15 protein-coding genes are annotated in these 14,916 nt (G+C 35.2%); 8 read left to right on the top strand and 7 right to left on the bottom strand.

All coding sequences use genetic code 11. The annotated features are described in order from the left end of the window. Nucleotide 1 precedes the first annotated feature (1 nt). From RE431_RS13520 to RE431_RS13550, 7 genes are all read left to right on the top strand, one after another. A complete protein-coding gene (locus RE431_RS13520; protein WP_309562520.1) occupies nucleotides 2–1,009 on the top strand; it encodes an RHS repeat-associated core domain-containing protein in 1,008 nt (335 codons plus the stop codon). Between the two features lie 6 nt (nucleotides 1,010–1,015). Continuing rightward, complete coding sequence (locus RE431_RS13525; protein WP_309562521.1) at nucleotides 1,016–1,642, top strand: Imm52 family immunity protein; 627 nt, start codon at nucleotides 1,016–1,018, stop codon at nucleotides 1,640–1,642. Between the two features lie 190 nt (nucleotides 1,643–1,832). Further along, nucleotides 1,833–1,961 (top strand): hypothetical protein, encoded by a 129-nt coding sequence (locus RE431_RS13530; protein ID WP_309562522.1) that lies wholly within the window; start codon nucleotides 1,833–1,835, stop codon nucleotides 1,959–1,961. Nucleotides 1,962–2,407: 446 nt separating this feature from the next. Beyond that, a complete protein-coding gene (locus RE431_RS13535) occupies nucleotides 2,408–2,728 on the top strand; it encodes a hypothetical protein (protein WP_309562523.1) in 321 nt (106 codons plus the stop codon). A gap of 102 nt (nucleotides 2,729–2,830) precedes the next feature. Then, a complete protein-coding gene (locus tag RE431_RS13540; protein ID WP_309562524.1) occupies nucleotides 2,831–3,046 on the top strand; it encodes a hypothetical protein in 216 nt (71 codons plus the stop codon). Between the two features lie 277 nt (nucleotides 3,047–3,323). Then, entirely contained in the window at nucleotides 3,324–3,656 is a 333-nt protein-coding gene (locus tag RE431_RS13545; RefSeq protein WP_309562525.1) for a hypothetical protein, read from the top strand. An 82-nt stretch (nucleotides 3,657–3,738) separates the two neighbouring features. Beyond that, nucleotides 3,739–4,782, top strand: a complete 1,044-nt coding sequence (locus tag RE431_RS13550) for a tyrosine-type recombinase/integrase (protein ID WP_309562526.1) — start codon at nucleotides 3,739–3,741, stop codon at nucleotides 4,780–4,782. A 195-nt stretch (nucleotides 4,783–4,977) separates the two neighbouring features. On the opposite strand, the gene RE431_RS13555 is transcribed toward RE431_RS13550, so the two are convergent. From RE431_RS13555 to RE431_RS13585, 7 genes are all read right to left on the bottom strand, one after another. Beyond that, complete coding sequence (locus RE431_RS13555; RefSeq protein WP_309562527.1) at nucleotides 4,978–5,391, bottom strand: hypothetical protein; 414 nt, start codon at nucleotides 5,389–5,391, stop codon at nucleotides 4,978–4,980. Continuing rightward, nucleotides 5,378–6,337 (bottom strand): RHS repeat domain-containing protein, encoded by a 960-nt coding sequence (locus tag RE431_RS13560; protein WP_309562550.1) that lies wholly within the window; start codon nucleotides 6,335–6,337, stop codon nucleotides 5,378–5,380. Before RE431_RS13560 ends, RE431_RS13555 begins: the two co-directional genes overlap by 14 nt. Nucleotides 6,338–6,467: 130 nt before the next feature. Next, nucleotides 6,468–6,869, bottom strand: a complete 402-nt coding sequence (locus RE431_RS13565) for a hypothetical protein (RefSeq protein ID WP_309562528.1) — start codon at nucleotides 6,867–6,869, stop codon at nucleotides 6,468–6,470. 14 nt (nucleotides 6,870–6,883) lie between these two features. After that, complete coding sequence (locus RE431_RS13570) at nucleotides 6,884–7,864, bottom strand: RHS repeat-associated core domain-containing protein (RefSeq protein ID WP_309562551.1); 981 nt, start codon at nucleotides 7,862–7,864, stop codon at nucleotides 6,884–6,886. Nucleotides 7,865–7,966: 102 nt separating this feature from the next. Beyond that, complete coding sequence (locus tag RE431_RS13575) at nucleotides 7,967–8,620, bottom strand: hypothetical protein (protein WP_309562529.1); 654 nt, start codon at nucleotides 8,618–8,620, stop codon at nucleotides 7,967–7,969. Between the two features lie 3 nt (nucleotides 8,621–8,623). Further along, entirely contained in the window at nucleotides 8,624–9,235 is a 612-nt protein-coding gene (locus tag RE431_RS13580; protein WP_309562530.1) for a hypothetical protein, read from the bottom strand. Nucleotides 9,236–9,237: 2 nt separating this feature from the next. Next, nucleotides 9,238–10,242: an RHS repeat-associated core domain-containing protein gene (locus tag RE431_RS13585; protein WP_309562552.1), complete on the bottom strand. Its 1,005-nt coding sequence runs from the start codon at nucleotides 10,240–10,242 to the stop codon at nucleotides 9,238–9,240. A gap of 57 nt (nucleotides 10,243–10,299) precedes the next feature. Between RE431_RS13585 and RE431_RS13590 the strand changes: the two genes are divergently transcribed. After that, complete coding sequence (locus tag RE431_RS13590) at nucleotides 10,300–14,763, top strand: NACHT domain-containing protein (protein WP_309562531.1); 4,464 nt, start codon at nucleotides 10,300–10,302, stop codon at nucleotides 14,761–14,763. The last annotated feature ends 153 nt before the right edge of the window (nucleotides 14,764–14,916 follow it).

Raw genomic sequence — 14,916 nt, forward strand, 5'->3', positions numbered from 1 at the left:
GATGCTGCAACCGGGGCGTCATGGAAACTCCGGTGAGTATCGTTATGGCTTCCAGGGACAAGAAAAAGATGATGATTTGAAGGGTGAAGGGAATAGTGTAAACTTTTCTCTCCGCCTATACGATCCTCGACTAGGAAAGTTTTTAAAATCTGATCCTTTAGAACCCGTATTGCCTTGGAATTCGCCCTATTCTTTTGCAGAAAACGATGTTGTAAGGAGTATCGATCTTGAGGGAGCAGAAAGAAAAGTTGTGATTCACTGGGTGGATGGTGTTTATGGTGACGGATCTCCTAAAATTGTTAAAACTGCGGTTGATATTGATAGATCTGTGAAATATAAAGGACCCAATGGTCAAGTTTTCGCAAAAACTGAGGTTTTTTATGCAATGAGAGATGGTGGCTTTGTTCAAGCGGAAGATATGTATGAAGTAATTAATTCTACATCCCCAAAGCCTTCAGCGAATTATGATTATTCGCAAGATGTCATTCCAGGAAAAATTACCGATGATGTTGCATACGCCGGATTTAATCCTATTAAGCATTATAAGAATATTTCCCGAGATTTAAACGCTCCTGATAATTATCAAACATTGGAAGATCTTGGAGGAGTGGAAGCTTCAATGGCGATTACTGGTTTTTCTACGAATTTTAGAGGAGGAGCTTGGGTTGCAGAAAGTAATAAAGGTTGGTCTATTTTTTCTAAAAAGTATCAGAAACAGATTGCCGGTACTGATGGTATTGCTTTTAAATTTAATGGAGTTAAATTTGACGGAGCTAGAGGCTCAACCCTTCTAGATGCAAAAGGCAAATATTCTTTTCTTCTAAAGAAAGGATGGGCTCAGGAAGGATTGCTTAAACAAGCAAGAAGACAGCTTAATGCAGCAAAAAATATTAAAGGGGCAAAAATTGAATGGCATTTTGCCGAAAAGGATGCTGCAGACGTAGTTAAAATGTTATTTAGAAAGGAAGGAGTCAAAGGGATCGATGTATACCACACACCAATAAAGTAAATTAATATGAATAATGAGAATTTCTACATAGGGCTATATTGGAATAATGATAAATCTAATAAGAGTATTATAAAAAATAAAATACTCCAAACAATTTCTGAGTTAGGCCATTTCAAAACTGGTTTAAAAAATTGGTATTCCACAAGGAAACCTCAAAAAGGAGCAGATATTCCAAAATTAAATGAAGAGACTTTTGATTATTTTTTTGAGAGTGCAAAATTGGAGGATGATCATGGAAATCACCTGGAAAATTTGGGTTTTAAATTTTATTTAACATCTGATTTAAATTTCGGGAAAGCTAATGTTCTATCGATTTCTTGTGGACTAAATGATTCCATTGTTCCAAATTCTATAGTATTAGATTTGAAAATTGATAAATACGATCAGGAATTATTGAAAATATTTATAAAGCTAATTAATATTTGGAATCCTGAATTTGGACTAATTAACTCTCCCAAATTTTTTAATCTGACTGATAAGCTAGCTAGGGGCGATAAAGAAGTAGGTATAGTAACTTTTTTCAGAAGTTATTCTGAAATTTTGGATTTAGATGTACTAGAAGTGAAAAAGATTGATAAAGGATATCTTTCCTTTATAAAGAATTCAAATATTAGTAATTTTTCGAAAAAATAGGAGAACTGAAGAACTTATTTACAATCTCAGATACATTCTTAAGGTTAGATGAAAAGAAAATTGGAGTGTAAAATTATTGAATATTAATTGATTTAAGTCTAATAAATATTTCTATTTGCTGTATCCACATTATCTAACAACACTTTAAGTTTTTATTTAGATTTAGAATAATTACTATCATCTGGCGGGGATGCTGCAACCGGGACGCCATGGTAACTCCGGGGAATACCGTTATGGGTTTAATGGGGAAGAGAAGGACGATGAGATCAAAGGGCAAGGAAATCATTATAATTATGGATTCAGAATTTATGATTCTTGAGTATCAAGATTTCTTTCCATATATCCTTTGTTCGCTTCCTATCCATGGTATTCCCCATATCAATTTGCAGGAAATAGAACAGTTTTAGCCTCTGACCTCGATGGGCTTGAGGAAAAAGTCTATACTTATGATTTGAAAAAGACTCTGATGGAAGACCAATTCTTTCCCTGCAAAAAGTTCAAGATGCTAGTTTTGTTAGTCAATTAACTCATTTTTGGAGTGATATTGAAACTTATATAGTTCATTATGAAGATGAGATATATAGATTTAGAAATTCTTCTACTAGAAATGGATTTTATTATAATAATGATGATTTCAACGATTTTATAAATAATCCGGATAGTTTCAATCTTCAATCCCATACCCAGTTTAGTAAAGATTATCAAAAACAATTATTATTATTTTCTGGACTTGCAGTTGCCCAAGAAGGAGTAAGTAGATATCCAATGGTTTTTAGACCAGGATATAAACTGAAATTTGGTCCTAAATCCGGAGCGAAAACACCATACAATATGGCATATCAGTCATATAGTGATGCTGCTCTTGGTTCATTTGCAAAAGCAAAAAATGGAGCTACTTTATATCGAATAGGTACTAAAGGTAAATCTAGAGTAAGAGCAGACGCACAATATTGGAGTTTAAAAAATCCAGTAAGTATGGATTCTGAAAAATATGCGAAGAAATACAATGTGCCAATTGGGAATCTTAAAATGCTAATTTTATCGAGACAGCAGTATCAAAAAAGAGGCTATATTTATAACACATGAAGCAGGGAAGGCTCCTGGAAGTTCCAATACCGGTAATGGCATTGAAGTGGTAGTAGAAAAGGGAGGTACTACGAATAATAAAATTTCAAATATTAATGATTAATGGATTACAATAAGATGTTTAAAATCGCACAGGGAAAGATTCAGGATTCACATCCAGGAATAGTAGACAAAATAGATGAATGTATTAGATATGGATCTACAGGTGGTGAAATTACAGACTGTGTAGGAAAAATTTTAATGGATATTAAACAAGAGAAGGGACCTGTTTATTATAAATTAAAAAATGAAATTAACAATTATCTCAACAGATGGTAGAAAATGATTAAGTAAAAAATTTTACTGAGAATATACCACTAAGTGGATAAAGTTCAAAGAAACAGGGTTGGGCTTCTTAAAAGTCTGACCCCTTATTTTTAGATTGTAAGTAACTGCCCTGGATATTAATTGGCATTAAACACTTCTTGGCGGCATCCCTTCTAGCCGAATTACATATCCTACCTTGACGGTAAATTCAAACTATCCCAATGGGAAACAAATGTGAAAGTGTTTCAACAAATTGATTTTTGAAGATAAAACATCCCTCTTAAATTGAATGAAAATAAAACTACTTCAAAATAAGCTATTCATTAAGAATAAATTTATTTATCAAACCCCAGGAGATATAAATGGATTTGGGCTGATACCTATAGGTATTATTATAATCTGGAATTCCTCAGAAATTAAATCGAATAGTAATTTGGTTTTATTGGATCAGGATTATGAATTGAAATGGACAATCCAATCTAAAAAATATCCAAGAGATTTTTGTCCGATAATAGATTTTGAATATTCCGAATCTAAGATCGTTGTATATAGACAATGTGGCATTGAAGAGACAATTGATATAAATACCGGTAAAATTTTGAAGTCTGAGTTAGTAAAATAGAGTAAGACTGAAATTTTTAAAATTTAAACGTAACCGTAATAATTTTGTTATTTTCATATACCAAAATTATTACCGTTAATTCATGAAAATATCAACCCCTTTAATTCCATTATTCAAGCAATTTATAAAAGATACAGAAAAAGGAAAAAGACTTAAGAAAAATGGAGAGAAGATTTCTCTAAGTACTGTTGATAACTACTACTATGTTTTAAATAATTTAGAGTTATTCGCTGCTACCGGTTTTGAGCTTCGAATATGTAATGCACAAAAACTCAGTACTCGTGAAAGAAAAACAGAAAAAAACTACTGGAAAAAATTCTATAAAAAGTTTACAGATTTTCTATACAAAAAAGGATGCTACGATAATTATGTAGGAGCGAATATAAAGCATATTAGAACCTTTTTTAATTACTTAGAATATGAAAAGGATTTTCCTACGGGTGGCTTTCATAAAATGTTTTATGTAAGGAAAGAGGAAGTAGATATACTAGTGCTTTCTATAAATCAGTTAAAATTTTTAATCCACGATGAGATCTTTAATTTGAAGCTGTCCCCAGCTGAAAAAAGAATTAAAGATGCCTTTGTTTTTGGTTGTACTACTGGATTAAGGTTCTCAGATTTATTCCAATTAACATTAAAGAATTTTGAGCAGCAAAATAGTGATTACTATTTAAAAATTAAATCTCAGAAAACAAAAACCTATAGCTTTATAAAGCTTCCTGAGTATGCCATAGAGATCTTTAAAGCTTATTGTAGCAATTCTGTACATAAGAGGATTTTTAATCCTGTTAGCCTATACATTTTTAACAAAACACTCAAGAATATTGGTAGAAAGGCAGGATACTTACAGCCAATCCATAAAACCAGGGAAAGGCTAGGCAGGCCAATTAGAACTGGTGCTGATGAATTAAGGTTCTGTGACAAGATGAGTTCTCACATGATGCGCCGTACCGCTATAACTACCATGCTTATTTTAGGTATGCCTGAGCACCTTGTGAGAAAAATTAGTGGTCATGGGGCAGACAGTAAATCATTTAACAGGTATGTGCATTATGCCCAAGCATATCTTGATAGGGAAATAGATAAGGTTCATGAAAAATTAAATCATTATGAGCCTCAAACTTAAAGTAGAAATATAATAAAAAGTCCAACCCCATGTATTCAAATTTTAAATGTTATGCGGCATAGTGTCTTTGAATTATTTAACCTTGTTTCATTCCATATTGCCTACATATTTTTTATTCAAACCTACCATTATTATACGGTCATCTCCATTCATTAAGCTACTCTTACTTTAGATTCAGAAAATGTCTCGGATAAATTATTCTATTATTTTAAATTCATTTCTATATTCAACTATCCAACTGTCTTCGCCTTTATGTAAAAAAATAATTCGATAGTTTTCGTTTGCCTTAAAAGCTAAACATCCTTTTTCTGTTTTTATCATAAAACTTGGTAAGTCATTTTTTTCATATTGATAATCAATGACTTCACCAGCAGTTCCATACTCTCTATTAGTTACATACAGGCCTTTTTGTATAAGTTCATCATTTACGAATATTTCTAAATAATCGTCAAAACCGGTTTCTAGAACTAGAATTACATTTTCAATTTTATTTTCTTTTTCACCTTTAAATTCGTAATCTACATTTAACGAACAAGTTTCTAAATTTTGACTCTTACAAGAATTAAACATTCCCATTAATAATATAATTAAAACTTTAATTTTCCACATCTTGTTGTCCTTTAACGGTTTCTATTATTTTTTGTAACTGTTCTATTTCAATATTCTTTCCCTTAGTTTTTCCTGGTCTTAAGGATTTATTAGGGTTTGCATCAGAATTTAATAAATTTTCAATTATCGCCTGCGGATCTACACCTGGTGATGCATTGGCTTTCTTATCATTAGTTTGATCAACACTTCTTATATCATTGTCTATACTAAAAGGATGTGGAAGACCCCCAGAATGCCCTAATTCATGCAAAGTTGTTCTTATAATCCCGTCAATCTGCCTCATTACTCCATCTATGGACAGTCCTACGTTCACAAGAGTGGATTGAGTCCTACCTTTAGGGGTGCTCCCTGCAATAATTCCTCTAAAAGTTCTGCCTCCTCTGGTTAAAGTCTGTGTTTTAAGATCATTTAATTTAACAACGAATGAATCACTCAGACCCTCTGCAGGTACTTTGTCTAAAATTTCATATTCTAAGTGAGCGGAGTATTGGACATTATTATTTTTATCAAATTGACTGTATACTTTTTTAAATTCAGATTGAGCTCCTAATAAGAGCTTATCAACCTTTGTTTTATCTGTTAAAATCTTTGACGAATTTATAACTTTAATTTTTAGATTAATTTCTACTGTAGTGACTTCATTTTCTTTTGAAGGACCATAGATAGAAACCGACCATTCCTTTCCTTCTAGTTCTACTCCATCGATTATTCTGTTTTCACTAAATGCATAGGGTGAGTTCCACGGAAAGGATTTCTCTAATGGATCTCTGCTAAAAAACCTACCTATACGAGGGTCGAACATTCTATATTTATAATTTATAGAATTACCCTCCCCTTTCAGCTCATCATCTTTTTCTTGTCCCTGGAAGCCATAACGATACTCACCGGAGTTTCCATGACGCCCCGGTTGCAGCATCCCGTAAGGATAGTAATTGAAGCGATTTATATGACACTAGTTCACGCAGTATTTTCTACTACTTACGATCATAAATTTCACCAAAAATAATTCCCTGTTGCATTCGAAATATTAAATTATTCTAGTTTTACAATTGAAATAATCTAGTGTTTTGTATGGATTAATTAATTCTTTTCAAAAGATTCTTTTTGACTATGAAACAGTTTTTTAGGTTTGCAACTTCTTCTGCCTGCTCTAAAATTGAATCATTCATTTTTTGGTAAGGTCTTTTATATTCAATACCACATAGACTATCATTTTTTAAAATAAATTTTTTATTGTGAATTAAAGTTATAAGAGGGCTTTCAGGAGTCGGCACCAATTCAATTTCACTTTTATTAACTACTGCATCTCCTTTATCTAAAATTGAATCATCTTTAATTATTTTATATTTATAATCCTTTGTGATTTTTAATTCAAGGTCTCCAGTCTCATTTTTTTGAACTGCAAAAAAAATTTCAGTGTCCTTTTCCTGACAAGAAAAATAAATAGAGCAAATAAAAAGTAATAATAATTTTCGCATATTTTGAATTAAATTTATGAACCAGACTTTGGACCTGCCGTAGATTTAGATTTACCTGTAATATCATCACTACTAGTTTTATTAGGGTTAAATATAGGGAGCTTTCTATTTTTAGCTTCTTTAACAGGATCTTTGGCTTGAATTATATTATTGATATCTTTGATAATATATGGAACTAAATCATTATCTATAGATCTATGATTGGATCCAGGAGACAATATATTTGCACCATTAGTTTTAGATTCATCATCAATATCAATCTTTTCCCCTCCTATAAATTCACCTGTCTGATAGTAATTAATTACATTTTTAATATTTGAACCAATATTATCCTCATCAATAAACAGTATCCCATTTCCAGATGCATCTTTAATATCCAATAAAATTAATAAGTCAGCCGTAAGTTCACTATATTCTCCGAATAATTCAACTGCATTATCCGCTCCTTGACTATGACCTACAACAATTACCCTTCCTTTTCCTTCTGTATTTGCATAATGGCGATATAAGGTTAACTTAATATTTTCCTTAGTGTTTTTAGTGGTAGAAGATGCAAAAGTCACTACCTGAATTTTGGTGCTCCCTTCTGCAGCTTGAGCAATCTGGCCTAATCCAGCAGCGTCTATACCTAATGCTCCACCCGCATTCTGAGCTTGAGTCTTTCCATCCTGAGGATCGCCGCCATAACCTTGAAGAACAATTATCAAGGTTTCTGTATTAGGATTAACTGTTGCAGGTTCCAGACCTTCTAAGTCAAATGCTGCTATTGGATTATTCCCGGAATATTGGAAAGGTGATAAAGCCGGGAATTTTGTAGAAAGCGGATCCAAACTTTTGTATCTAGCCAGACGTACATCATAATTTCGAAATAAGTGATCTTGACTATTTCCAACTCCTAAAATTTCATTATCGTTCTCGGCACCAATATAACCATAACGGTAGTCGCCAGAATTACCGTGACGCCCAGGTTGAAGCGAACCGTAAGGATACTTAATTTTATTGAAATATTTTAAAAGTTTAGGTGAAGCACCATTTCACAATACAAAATATAACCTGCAATCCAACCATAATGGAGTCTTGTTGAATATATTGTCCAACTAATTAGAAATAATATTGGTAAAAGTTGGTAACTTAAATTTAGAATCATCTACTTCTTGCTCCTCAAAAGATAGTGCTGTTTGTACTGCGTGTGACATATATCCTCTCTGCTCCACTTTAAGAGGTAAGCATTCTATTTCTTCAAGTATACGTTCCCAGTGTCCATATATATGTCCTTGATAAAAAGATGCATCCATTTTTAGATACTTCTTGTTATACCAAAGTTTCATAGTCCCTGCTTTAGATTTAATAACAACTATATTACACTCAATATTTAAAACTGTTTCTTTTTCTTTTAAATGTTCAACTTCAATTATTTCATCTGGGTAGACAGTAGAATTAATTGTTACTGCTTGACCCGAACCTTTTTGCCACGCATATAGCAACTTATCTTTTGGATTATATAATTGATAGCCTTCTTCTCCACCTGCCGTAATTTCTGATATATAATTTTCTTTTTTGTAAAAGTACTTTTGTAACATATAACCTTTATCCCCTAGAGAAGATTTCATCTGTGCATCCCAAGTTTCTTGTAGTATCATTTCAGGATTAGGATTGAGTAACTTCGTTTTATAGGTTATTGTTCCTTCAAAACTTTGACTAAAAGAACTACAACATACAAACACCAATATGATTAATATTATATTTTTCATCTATTATCTTAATTTTACATATTTACCTTTTAAGGAATTCTTTGCCACATACTCTAAAGGCGCATCTCCCGAATTTAAACATTCATTGAGAAATAAAGGAACTTTACTTGATTTCCATCCAGCACAAGCTGCCGCTAAACCATAACGTGGGTCTGTATATCCATCTCCTCTATCTTTACCAAAATCAAAGCATTTTTCAATAATCTCATTTTGAGTTTCAATACTAGAACTCATTTTATCATATCCAATCGCCTCTAAAACACCCTCTGTGATGGAATAATTGTTTTTGTTTATTAACGCTAATGCTACGGATAAATCCTTATTGTTCTTTCTTGTTAACCTAACATATGCCGTAGCGGAAGCCATCACAACAATATCTCTATCATCGCCGTATTCAATATAAGTATCGTAGATATATTTGGATGCTTCTCTGACATTTAAAACTCCTACGGATTTCAAAAGCTCTAATTTTGTTTGCCAATTATTAGTGTTTTCCTCTAATACTAATGCTTCATACAATTCTTTTTTTTCGGCTTTCGTAACATCTGCTTTTATTCTTAAGGCAATAGCAGCTTTACGTCTTTTTACTGTTGACTTTCCTAATAAATCACTCATACTTAGTTATCCCTCTTTTTTAAATTTTGTTTTTTAGATAAAACTTGTGCATTTTTTGAACTATTACTTCCTCCTTTAGATTTCGGCACTATATGGTCTACTTCCGCTCCTAATGGGTCATTACCTCCTTTTTTACTAGGATTCAAAAATGTTCCATCTTCGTCGCTTCTTAAACGACCGTTATTCGCTGTTTTATTTTTTGAATGTATAGCTTTTTTCTTAGTTTGAGTAAAGTTTTTACCTGGCCCAACAGTTCTATGGTCTGGTATGTCCGAATAATCTACTTTACCTTTCCAAGTAGTACCTGCTCCAGTAAATATTTCCTCAATTTTCTGATCATCGAAACCTAAATCAGAAAGAACTATAGCAACCTTTTTAGGTCCGTGTTTAGCCAATAACTCTCCAAAACTTTCCCCTGCTAAACTACCTAAAAAACCTACAGCGAAATCGTTTAAAGCATCAGATTCAGTATAACTCTGACCATTTATACTTGCTGTAGTTGCATTAATCATAACATCTCCAGAAGCTGTTAAAGCTGCCGCTCCTAATTTACCTCCTGGTGTTTTCCAAGGTATTAATCCTTCTGCAGCTGAGCGAGAAACTTGCAACCAATTGACTTTCTCAAATGCTTGACTTATATCTTGTACATCATCATCAAAATAATAGGACATCGCAACTTGTAAAAACATATCTGCTGCTCCAGCAGCACCTGCTTTTAATAAGAGTGGTAATATTGGTAATTCACCTTCGCTATCAACTAAAATTACTGGATTATTATTAGCATAAGAAAATGTAGAAGAAGAGGGCAACAAGTGCTCCATTGGGTCAGGAGCAAACCATCTTCCAATTCTCGGGTCATACATTCTAGCTCCATAATCTATACTATTCCCTTCACCCTTAAGTTCATTATCATTTTCCATACCGTTAAACCCATAACGGTACTCTCCAGAATTACCATGTCGCCCCGGTTGAAGCGAACCGTAAGGATAGTAATTATTGTTACCGATAAATTAATGTTTAAGAACATCTTTTTATTTATTTGCGAACCGGGTATTTTTTAAACTTTGTTTTCTATTATTTTTGGCCCACCCCAAACAACAATCATTATTTTAGTTCAAATGAGTCAGGAATGGCAGGAATATTTATTTAAAAAAAAGGGAGCCCCGGCTGCTAGGCATGCTTTTGAAAAAGATTGCCGGCGTATACTGGCCAGCAAATACCCTGATAAAAGGGTTCAGGAAGTAAAGGTTTCTCGTGGGGATGGAGGAATTGATATTTTCATCGGGGAGCCCGGGGTGGAACCTATCATCGTCTACCAATGTAAATTCTTTATCGAGGGATTTGGAAATTCTCAAAAACAACAAATCCAAAATTCTTTTACACGGGTGATGACCAACCAGAAGATAATCGTAAAGCAATGGTTTTTATGTCTCCCTCGAGAATTTACGAAAGATGAGCATATTTGGTGGAGTGGGTGGAAAGAAAAGCAACGACAGCAATATGGTCTAGGGAAGGATTTTATAAAATTAAAGGAAGGTAATGACCTGATTGATATAATCAAAGACGTAGGGCTTTATGATGAGATCTTTGAAAAGGAAACCAACATTCTTTTAAAAGAAATTCATCATAGGGTACATGCCAGTGAACCCGTTCCTGATACGGACGATATAAGACTGGAACAGGCTATGGAGCTAGCGAATGTAGATTTTGAATATTTACGAAAAACCTTTGGGGACCATAAAGATGCCCATTTGAAACGAAGTCAGGAACAGGAGATCCTCGACTGGATCAACGGTGATCCAGAGCGATCCCAAAGAAATCTGTTTATCCTGGATGGGGAGAAGGGCATGGGGAAAAGCCTCGTGCTGAGAAATATCTGGAGTCATTTAAAAAAAGAAGGGCAGGCGGTACTGGGAATCAAAGCTGACCGTTATTATGCCTCTGGCCTACAAGAGTTGGAACAAAAAATTTTTGACAGCAATGAGGTTTCCTTTAAAAAGTTAGCCCAATATCTGGCCAACAGGGATCAGGAACTCGTTATCCTGCTGGATCAATTAGATGCCATGTCTCTGAGTCTCTCATCGAAACGAGCTTACCTGCACACTTATAATAAATTGATACGCAGCCTGACAAAACTGACCAATGTTAAGGTAATTATTTCCGTAAGGAGTGTAGACCTAGAGAATGATGCCGATCTTAGAGTCTATAAGGAAGCAAATATTAAGCGGTTGACTTTGGCCCGTCTAAGTACTAAGGAAGTGGCCAATATCTTATATACCTATGAAATCTATCAGCCTTCCAATCAATTATTGGAATTACTTTGCACTCCAAATCACCTGGATATTTTCTGTAAGCTACCGAATAAAAAGAAAGTCCATGCCGATACCCTGACGACGCTTTCCGATCTTTATCAGGTCTTGTGGAAACAATTAATCAATAGCAAGCCTCAGTTAGAGTTAAAAAAGGTTTTGTATCATATAGCTTCACGTATGTACGAGGAGCAGCGTATCACCATTGCATTTACTGTAGAGAATTACCAGACCGAGTTGGATTATCTAATCAGTAATAACCTTTTAAGCCTGAACCGGGGTGAAGTTCAATTTTTCCATCAGACCTTTTATGATTACGTATTCGCTCGGAGTTTTGTGGAAGAAGGCAAATCCCTGGAAAACTATTTAAAAGAAAACGGGCAGGGACTCTATGTTCGATCGATTGTAAAAATGATCCTGGATTACCAGCGTGAATTCAATAATGAGGAATACAACCGCCTGATCGAAATGTTTCTTTCCAACCACTCCTACCGTTTTCATTTAAAAATGATGATTCTTCAAACCCTCGGTATGCGGGAGACGCCTACCATCAAAGAGCAAGAGCTGTTTGAAAATCATATTATAGGGAACAATCACTATGAAAGTGTCTTTTTGCATGGAGTTTTTTCCAAAGGCTGGCTTAGCTATCTCACAAAAAGTGATTATCCGGCCCGCTACCTTGCTAAAAAATCGGAGGTTCCTTTTCGCTGGAAAAGCCTGTTTTCCAAGATATGGCCATGGTGGACCACCAAGCAGCATACGGAAGACTTGGAAAGACAGGAACGCTTAGATGCGATCTATCGCCTGTTTTTTAATAACATCCAGCAGGAACAAGTCGTATTTTCTTATATTAATTCTCTGAAGGCCAGCGAAGCAAAAACCAGACTGGTTCAATCCTTATTAAAGCATGTAAAGCAATGGGATCAGGACTTGGCGTTACAATTGTTTGATCGCTATGCCAGGTATGACACTGCCCATTCTTACAATAACTTCTGGTATTACACGCTGCTAGGCAATATGTTTTCTGTCCGTACAACCTATGTATTGGATCAGTTGCGCCCGTTGATCCTGGAACGGTTTAAGGAGAAGGCCGGATTTAACCTCCGTTTCGAATATGAAGAGGAACAATTATTCAAAAAGATGTATCGACAGGCCCCAGATACCACGTTTCGATTCTTTTTGGATATCATGACCGATTTGGTCCAGGAGCATCATAATACGTATTCTGTGGCCGGTAACCGGCAAACAGTCCTTGTACAGTCTTATCTATTCAGACAACCTTGGAGCCTTGATGGGAGTCAGGAAGCCGGTTATTTTATCGCAGAATTACTCGCCAAGCATGTACAAAATATGGCCAAAACAGACGTGTGCTGGTTTAGAACGTTTAAAACCTCTTATGGAGATTCTAATTCCATCCATCATTTAAAATTGCTGGTATCTGGCTTTTCACAATCACCTAATTTTTATACAACAGAGCTACTGGAGTTCCTTCATACCTTCGATCATAAAAATGGCTTCAAAGGGTGCGATGATGAGTTGCATTATGAGATCCGAATGCTATTAAAAACTGTTTTTAAAAAGTTAAGTCATAAGCAGCAAGAACAGGTTTGTCAGCTAATTCTGCGCATGCAGCATCCTATGGAAATGTATCGGGAGGAAGAGCGTGTGGACCTTAGTGAAAACGGATTAAAAAAGTATGTCTTTTTGGCGGCCCTTCCCGAGGAACCATTAAAAGCTCATAAAACTGCATGGCAAACCTACCGGAGTCTTTTCAGAAAATTTGGCAAGCGTTCCCTGGAGCAAATCAACAAAAGTACAGCACGTACTTATTCCATCAACTCTCCCATCGGCATGGAACGGCTTCGATTATTGTCCTACGACGACTTGCTTGGAGCTTTTAGAAAATATAACAGTACCTATAAACGAAAGGCAATGCATGGAGGAAAAGATCAGCTGGTCACTTCCTTTGGCTCCCTGGTAAAAGAAGCTCCGAAGAAATACTATCCCTTTATCCAGGCGTTACTAGAAGATGCAAGCGTGGAAGCGGAATATAAGACTGAAGCCCTGAGAAGCTTGGCCGAAGGCGGCTTTGATCCCCGGTTGCTTCGGGAACTGGTCAAGCGTTTTCTAAACCAAACCCCACAAGGCCGCAACTTGTTATATATTATTTGGCAGCTTCCTTATATCATCAAGGCTGAAGAGATGGATGAGGAACTCTTACATCAACTCATTGGCCTATATCGGAAGCATCAATCAGTTGAAACCTCCTTTCATGATGACTATTCAAAAATGTTAAACGATATCGCTCCCTCAATATTAAATGTCATTTTATTGTGTAGTAGACTGGAACACCTACAAACAACCGTCAAAGAGGTGTTGGATGAGCTTGGTCCTGACAGTGAGAAAGTATACCGGATGACTTGTGTTAAAGATATAGCATGCTTCAATAGCATTGGCAGAGCTTATGGATTCCAAAAGTTTCAAGAATTCGTACAAAATGGAGAAAAAGAACTCCTGACCCTGGGGATCTCAGCTGTGTATCACTATCGAGAATCTTACAATAAAGAACTCCAGGAATTCTATCGACAGTTACGAGCACATCCAGAGGTCCATGGTCAGGTTGGAGAATTGCTGGTGGATAACTGGTTGGAAGGCTATTCATATGCAAAAAATAATCTCCGCTTATTTTTAAAAGCCGGTCCTGAAGCTCGAAAGAGTCTGTTACAGGCATTGCGGATGGAAGTATTGGAACGAAATGGAACAGCACAGGCTAAATGTCTAAAGCTTCTCCCGAAGTTTCTAAAGGATGAGGATAAAGATCTGGCGGGAATTTATGTTTCCCTATTCCACCAGCGCAGAAAGGGCGTTGATTTTTTAGAAAAACTCTTCCCTTTTTTGAAGATATATGTCAAATCCGATAAGTTTCTGCAATATCCTAAACCACTGCTGGATAAACTATTGCTACATGTACAGGACTGTCCAGAACTGTGTTTCCAGCTGATTCGGCGGATGGATTTTAAAAAACGTCCTGATATTCAGGCTGCAGGCTATTACTCCAACGAACCTGTTCGCTTGATCCTAGCGATTTACGATGCCTTTACTAAGAGGGAGGAGCCCGACTCTAAAAAAATAGCACAAACTCTCGATATTTTTGAGGAGATGCTACTGCTGGATCACCTTCATGTAGAATCAGGTAAAGCCCTGGAAACCTTTCATTAGAACGACCTCATTTGGATCGTATTTCAAATGCCTACTGAATAAAAGATAATTAAATCACTAATGCAGCTTTCCAACTTTTCTTTATGGATTTATCCAGAATTACATATGGGTTTTCAAAAGTTGAATCGTTTTCATTATAAGTACGTCGTTAAG

The sequence above is a fragment of the Christiangramia sediminicola genome, assembly GCF_031344135.1.
GTDB lineage: Bacteria > Bacteroidota > Bacteroidia > Flavobacteriales > Flavobacteriaceae > Christiangramia > Christiangramia sediminicola.

What these genes read in the sequence shown, in the direction of transcription:
- RE431_RS13520 (WP_309562520.1), top strand. Translation starts at nt 2, where the DNA reads ATGCTGCAACCGGGGCGTCATGGAAACTCCGGTGAGTATCGTTATGGC.
- RE431_RS13525 (WP_309562521.1), top strand. Translation starts at nt 1,016, where the DNA reads ATGAATAATGAGAATTTCTACATAGGGCTATATTGGAATAATGATAAA.
- RE431_RS13530 (WP_309562522.1), top strand. Translation starts at nt 1,833, where the DNA reads ATGCTGCAACCGGGACGCCATGGTAACTCCGGGGAATACCGTTATGGG.
- RE431_RS13535 (WP_309562523.1), top strand. Translation starts at nt 2,408, where the DNA reads ATGGTTTTTAGACCAGGATATAAACTGAAATTTGGTCCTAAATCCGGA.
- RE431_RS13540 (WP_309562524.1), top strand. Translation starts at nt 2,831, where the DNA reads ATGGATTACAATAAGATGTTTAAAATCGCACAGGGAAAGATTCAGGAT.
- RE431_RS13545 (WP_309562525.1), top strand. Translation starts at nt 3,324, where the DNA reads ATGAAAATAAAACTACTTCAAAATAAGCTATTCATTAAGAATAAATTT.
- RE431_RS13550 (WP_309562526.1), top strand. Translation starts at nt 3,739, where the DNA reads ATGAAAATATCAACCCCTTTAATTCCATTATTCAAGCAATTTATAAAA.
- RE431_RS13555 (WP_309562527.1), bottom strand. Translation starts at nt 5,391, where the DNA reads ATGTGGAAAATTAAAGTTTTAATTATATTATTAATGGGAATGTTTAAT.
- RE431_RS13565 (WP_309562528.1), bottom strand. Translation starts at nt 6,869, where the DNA reads ATGCGAAAATTATTATTACTTTTTATTTGCTCTATTTATTTTTCTTGT.
- RE431_RS13575 (WP_309562529.1), bottom strand. Translation starts at nt 8,620, where the DNA reads ATGAAAAATATAATATTAATCATATTGGTGTTTGTATGTTGTAGTTCT.
- RE431_RS13580 (WP_309562530.1), bottom strand. Translation starts at nt 9,235, where the DNA reads ATGAGTGATTTATTAGGAAAGTCAACAGTAAAAAGACGTAAAGCTGCT.